This window comes from Actinomadura sp. NPDC048032 (genome assembly GCF_040653175.1).
Lineage (GTDB): Bacteria > Actinomycetota > Actinomycetes > Streptosporangiales > Streptosporangiaceae > Spirillospora > Spirillospora verrucosospora.
The window spans coordinates 1-5234 of the sequence record NZ_JBEZJP010000506.1; the positions used below are offsets into that span (position 1 = coordinate 1).

Genomic DNA, 5234 nt, shown 5'->3' on the forward strand with positions numbered 1-5234 from the left:
GGGAGGAGTGCGGCGACGTCGGCGAGTTCCGCCTCGCCGGACGCCGCGTCGTGCTGCGCTGGGGAGCCCGTCGTCGCCGGTGACCAGGGGGATGCGGGCGAGGATGAAGCGGTTGTCCTCCCGGACGACGGTGGCGAGGCGCTTGCGGGCCTTGGCGTCGCCGTTCCCCGGCTTGATCTTCTTGCGCTTGAGGCTGTGCGAGCCGATCGCCCACAGCCACCCGTCGGCGCGGGCGAGGCCCTCGATGTCGGCCTCCTCGTCGGCGCCGGCCGGCAGCGGGACGAGGTCGGCGAGCGCGATGGTGGCCTGCCCGTCGTAGCCGGTGACGCGCCCGTCCTCGCCGGTGACGGCGGTGAGCCGCTCGATGGTGGCCGTCTCGTCGCCCGCCACCCACAGGCAGCGGCCGTCCTGGCGCACGGCGGACAGGTTGACGTGCGTCTGCGCGTCCCGGCTCTCCTGGCAAAAGCGCAGCTCGACGCGGCGTTCCACGATCATGGGGGAATGCTCCCACAGCGGCGCGGCGCGGGGCGACGCCGGGAACGGTCCACAACCGGTCCTCAGACGTCCCAGAGGACGTCCAGCCGCGCGGGCTTGCGGAACACCAGCCCGTGCGGCCGGGCGGGGCGGGCGGGATCGAGGCGCAGGCCGGGCAGGCGGCCCAGCAGCGCGGCGAGCGCGGTGCGGGCCTCCATCCGGGCCAGGTGGGCGCCGAAGCAGAAGTGGGGTCCGTGCGCGAACGCCAGGTGCTCGGCGGCGTTGCCGCGCCGCACGTCGAAGCGGTCGGGGTCGGGGAACACCGAGGGGTCGCGGTTGGCGCCGGCGATCGACACCCGCACGAGGTCGCCCGCCCGGACCGCCGCCCCGCCGAGCTCGGCGTCGCGGACGGCGTACCGGTCGACGACCGAGGCCGAGGGCTCCAGCCGCAGCGACTCCTCGATCGCGGCGGGAAGCAGTTCCGGGTCGTCCAGGACGAGCCGGAGCTGGTCCGGGTGGCCGAGCAGGTGCAGCGCGGCGTTGACGATCATGCCCTCGGTGGTGTCGATGCCGCCGAACATGAGGATCGCGGCGTTGGCGACGACCTCGGCGGCGTCCAGGTCGGCCCGGGCGGCCTCGGCCAGGAGGGACCCGGGGCGGGCCGCGGCGATCGCCTCCTCGACGGCCGCGCGCAGCAGCCGGTACGCCTCGCCGGCGCGTGCGGGCGCCGCGCCGCCGGCGGTGATGGCGGACACGGCCTCCACGAACGCGCCGTACCAGGAGCGGACGGTCGCGGCGTCGACCCCGTGCAGGCCGAGGGCCTCGGTGACGACCGCGACGGCGAGCGGCCCGGCCAGCTCGCCGCGCAGCTCGGCCCGGCCGGCCGGCGCCAGGGCGCCGACCAGCCGGTCGGTCTCGGCCTCGACGAACGCGGTGAACCGCTCCCGCGTACGGGCCGGCCGGAACGGCCGGGCGAACGGGTCGCGGTGCCGGGTGTGGGCGGGGCCGTCCAGCGACAGCATGCTCGGCCCGACGACCTGGGCGGTGGAGAAGCGCGGGTCGTCCACGGTGTAGGAGGCCGCGTCGCGCATGACCGCCAGCGCCGGGCCGCGGGCGGTCACCAGCCAGCCGCCCAGTGCGGGCAGCCAGGAGACGGGTTCGCGCTCGCGGAGCCGGGCCAGGTGCGGGTGGGGGTCGTCCTCCAGGGCGGCGGCCGTCACCGATGCGCCGAGCGGGAAACGGGAGGTCAGGTCGAGGGTCACCCGTCCCAGCCTAATCCGCCATGTTTCGGATCTACAACGTAAAGGCGTCGGCCGCGACGGCTCAGGCCGTCCCCGACCGCTGCCGCCACCACTCCTGACCCTCCTCCGGCAGCGTGTAGATCGGGTCGTGGTACTCGTAGCGCCTGGTCAGAGCGTCCGGGTCGGCCAGCTCCAGGCCGGTGCGGTAGTTCTTGGTCCAGTAGGAGATGCCGCGCTCGCGGTCGTAGTCGGCGAGCTGGTGCACCCAGCGCTTGCCGACGTAGGGGACGTCGCAGACGATCCGCGGGGTGGCGAAGCCGGGCAGGTAGCCCATGATCGCGTGCTGCAGCTCCTGCGCCTCCCAGACCGCGAGCCGCCAGTGCTCGCTGCTCGGGATCATGTCGCACATGTACAGGTAGTACGGCAGGATCCCGGCCTCGTCGAGCAGCGCGAACGACAGGTCGAGCAGCGCCTCGGGCGTGTCGTTCACGCCGCGCAGCAGCACGCCCTGGTTGCGGACGTCGCGGATGCCGGTGTCGAGCATCGCGCGGGCCGCCTTGGCCACCAGCAGCGTCACCGACTGGGCGGCGTTGACGTGGGTGTGGATCGCGATCTGCACGCCGCGCGCGTTGGCCTTGGTCGCCAGGCGCTCCATCCCGGCGCGGACGTCGTCCTGCAGCCAGTGCTGCGGCAGCCCCATGAGCGCCTTGCTGGCCAGCCGGATGTCGCGGATGTTGTCGATGTCCAGCAGCGAGTCGACGAACGACTCCAGGCGCGCCCACGGCATGTTGGCGACGTCGCCGCCCGAGACGACCACGTCGCGGACGCCGGGGGAGCGGCGCAGGTAGTCCAGCATGGCGCCGAGCCGGTCCGGCGGCTTGATGGTGAACTTGTGCTTGTCGACGTTCGGCGTGGAGTTGCCGACCAGGTCCATGCGGGTGCAGTGGCCGCAGTACTGCGGGCAGGTCGGCAGGAGTTCGGCCAGGACCTTGGTGGGGTAGCGGTGGGTGAGGCCCTCGACGGCCCACATCTCGGCCTCGTGCAGCGAGTCGCGGGAGGCGTGCGGGTGGGACGGCCAGTCGGTGCGCCGGTCGCTGAACACCGGGAGCATGTAGCGGCGCACGGGATCGGCGTAGAAGGCCTCGGTGGAGGAGGCGTCCATCGTGTTCAGCATCTGCGGCGGCAGCAGCATCGACATGGTGGCGCGCTCGGCCTGGTCGCGTTCCAGGTCGGCGTAGAAGCGCTCGTCGAGCAGGTCGCCCATGACCCGGCGCAACTGCCGCACGTTCTTGACGCAGTGGGCGCGCTGCCACTGCGCCGACTCCCACTCGGCCTCCGTGACGTCCCGCCATCCGGGCAGGCGCCGCCAGTCGGGCTCTGCCAGCGGCCGGCGCCGGTAGGCGTAGGGCTGGCGCGCGGCCTCCTCGGACTGGAGGGCGTCCGGGTGCAGGGCAGTGGTCATCGTCGACCGCCTCCTCGCCTCACATTGATCGCATAAAAGTCTTGTGTGCCGCCGACGTTACGGGAAGACTTTCGATGAAACCAGGGGTGCCCTGCATATCTTGCGTAACACCACCCGATGTTGGGAGAAAGGCGGCATGGCGATGACCGGAGGCGGGACGGGGACCGCGGTCGGGCTGCACCGGGTGCTGGAGCCCGCGGGCGTCCTGCCGCAGGCCGCGCTCCGGCTGGATCCCGACCCGCGGATCCGGCCGGACGAGGTGCGGATCGGCGTGGAGCGCCTCAATCTGGACGCCGCGTCCTACCGCCAGCTGCACACCGCGCTCGGCGGCGACCCGGACGCGATCCGGGCCGAGGTGCTGCGGATCATCGGGGAGCGCGGCAAGATGCACAACCCGGTGACCGGGTCGGGCGGCATGCTCGTCGGCGTGGTCGAGGAGGCCGGGCCGGACTCGCCGCTCGGGCTGAAGCCCGGCGACCGCGTCGCCACCCTGGTGTCCCTGACCCTCACTCCGCTGGCGGTCACCGACGGGCTCGCGGAGTGGGACGGGCGGTCCGAGCAGGTGCCCGCGCGGGGCCACGCGATCCTGTTCGCGCGCTCCATCGCCGCCGTCCTGCCCGACGACCTGCCGGTGCCGCTGGCCCTCGCCGTCATGGACGTGTGCGGCGCGCCGGCCCTCACCCGCCGCGTCGTGGCGGCGCGCGAGGACGGCCCCGTGGTGCTGGTGCTGGGCGCGGCCGGCAAGAGCGGGTGCCTGTCGCTGGCCGCCGCCCGGCGCGCCGGCGCGTCCCGGGTGATCGGGCTGGTGCCCACCGCCGAGGAGGAGGAGCGGCTGGCGGCCTCGGGCCTGGCCGACGCCGTCGTGCGCGCCGACGCCCGCGACCCGGTGGCGGTCGCGGCGGCCGTCGGCGAGCCGGCCGACGTCACCATCGTGTGCGTGGACGTGCCGGGCTGCGAGCACGGCGCGATCCTCGCCACCGCGCCCGGCGGCACCGTCGTGTTCTTCTCGATGGCGACCTCGTTCCCGGCCGCCGCGCTCGGCGCGGAGGGGCTGGCCGCCGACGTCACGATGCTCATCGGGAACGGCTACGTCCCCGGGCACGCCGAGACCGCCCTGGAACTCGTGCGGTCGGAACCCGCCGTGCGTGCGCTGTTCACCTCCCGGACCGGTGCGGATTCGGCAGAATGACCGGAAACATCCCGGCCGTGGCGGGGACCGTCCGATCATCGAGGGAGAGAGCATGGCGAGCATCACCGAGGAACTGCGCGGACGGGACCCCAAGGAGCGCCAGGCGCAGATCGTCGACGTCCTGGTCGACGCGTTCTCGGACCTGATGGAGCGCAGCCCCGCCGAGTTCCGCCGCCGCTTCCGCAAGATGGCGTCCGACCCGTTCGCGTTCTACCGGGGCAGCGCCTGCCTGTTCTACGCCGACATCGTCCACGACGACGACCCGTGGGCCGACGAGCGCACGTCCCGCGTGTGGATCCAGGGCGACCTGCACGCGCAGAACTTCGGTACCTACATGAACGACGACGGCGTCTTCGTCTTCGACGTCAACGACTACGACGAGGCCTACGTCGGTCACTTCACCTGGGACGTCAAGCGGCTGGTGGCCAGCCTGGCGCTGCTGGCGTGGCAGAAGGCGATCTCCGACGCCGACATCCGCCGGCTCATCGAGACCTACGTGCGCGCCTACGTCGACCAGGTCCGCAAGTTCGCCGCGCACGAGGGCGACGAGAAGTTCGCGCTGACGCTCGACACCACGGACGGCTACGTCCGCGACGTGCTGGTCGCCGCGATGGGCGGCACCCGGACCGGGCTGCTGGAGGGCATGACCGTCGTGTCAGGGGCCGAGCGCCGGTTCCGCGACCGCCCCGGCGTCCGCCGCCTGGACGACGCCGAGCGCGCCGCGGTCGAGGCCGCCTACGCCGAGTACCTGACGACGATCCCGCACGAGAAGCGCTTCGGCAGCCAGTCCAGCCCCTCGGGCGGCATGCAGTACGAGCAGCGCAGGTTGCACCGGTCGGTGAGGGAGACCCGCAGGTCCGTCGCGGTA

4 protein-coding genes and 1 pseudogene are annotated in these 5234 nt (G+C 73.3%); 2 read left to right on the forward strand and 3 right to left on the reverse strand.

Features of this window, described 5'->3' with window-relative positions:
* From AB0C69_RS37565 to AB0C69_RS37575, 3 genes are all read right to left on the reverse strand, one after another.
* A partial coding sequence (locus tag AB0C69_RS37565; RefSeq protein WP_360360520.1) for a DUF3616 domain-containing protein occupies positions 1–495 on the reverse strand: 495 nt, incomplete at its 3' end.
* A gap of 62 nt (positions 496–557) precedes the next feature.
* Positions 558–1736: a cytochrome P450 gene (locus AB0C69_RS37570; RefSeq protein WP_360360523.1), complete on the reverse strand. Its 1179-nt coding sequence runs from the start codon at positions 1734–1736 to the stop codon at positions 558–560.
* A gap of 61 nt (positions 1737–1797) precedes the next feature.
* Entirely contained in the window at positions 1798–3177 is a 1380-nt protein-coding gene (locus AB0C69_RS37575; RefSeq protein ID WP_360360526.1) for a lysine 2,3-aminomutase, read from the reverse strand.
* 136 nt (positions 3178–3313) lie between these two features.
* Between AB0C69_RS37575 and AB0C69_RS37580 the strand changes: the two genes are divergently transcribed.
* Together AB0C69_RS37580 and AB0C69_RS37585 are read left to right on the forward strand one after the other, a co-directional pair.
* On the forward strand, positions 3314–4366 hold the full coding sequence (locus AB0C69_RS37580; RefSeq protein WP_353834376.1) for a zinc-binding dehydrogenase: 1053 nt from the start codon (positions 3314–3316) through the stop codon (positions 4364–4366).
* A 187-nt stretch (positions 4367–4553) separates the two neighbouring features.
* Positions 4554–5087, forward strand: a pseudogene (locus tag AB0C69_RS37585) (DUF2252 family protein); the annotation flags it as partial.
* Positions 5088–5234: the final 147 nt, after the last annotated feature.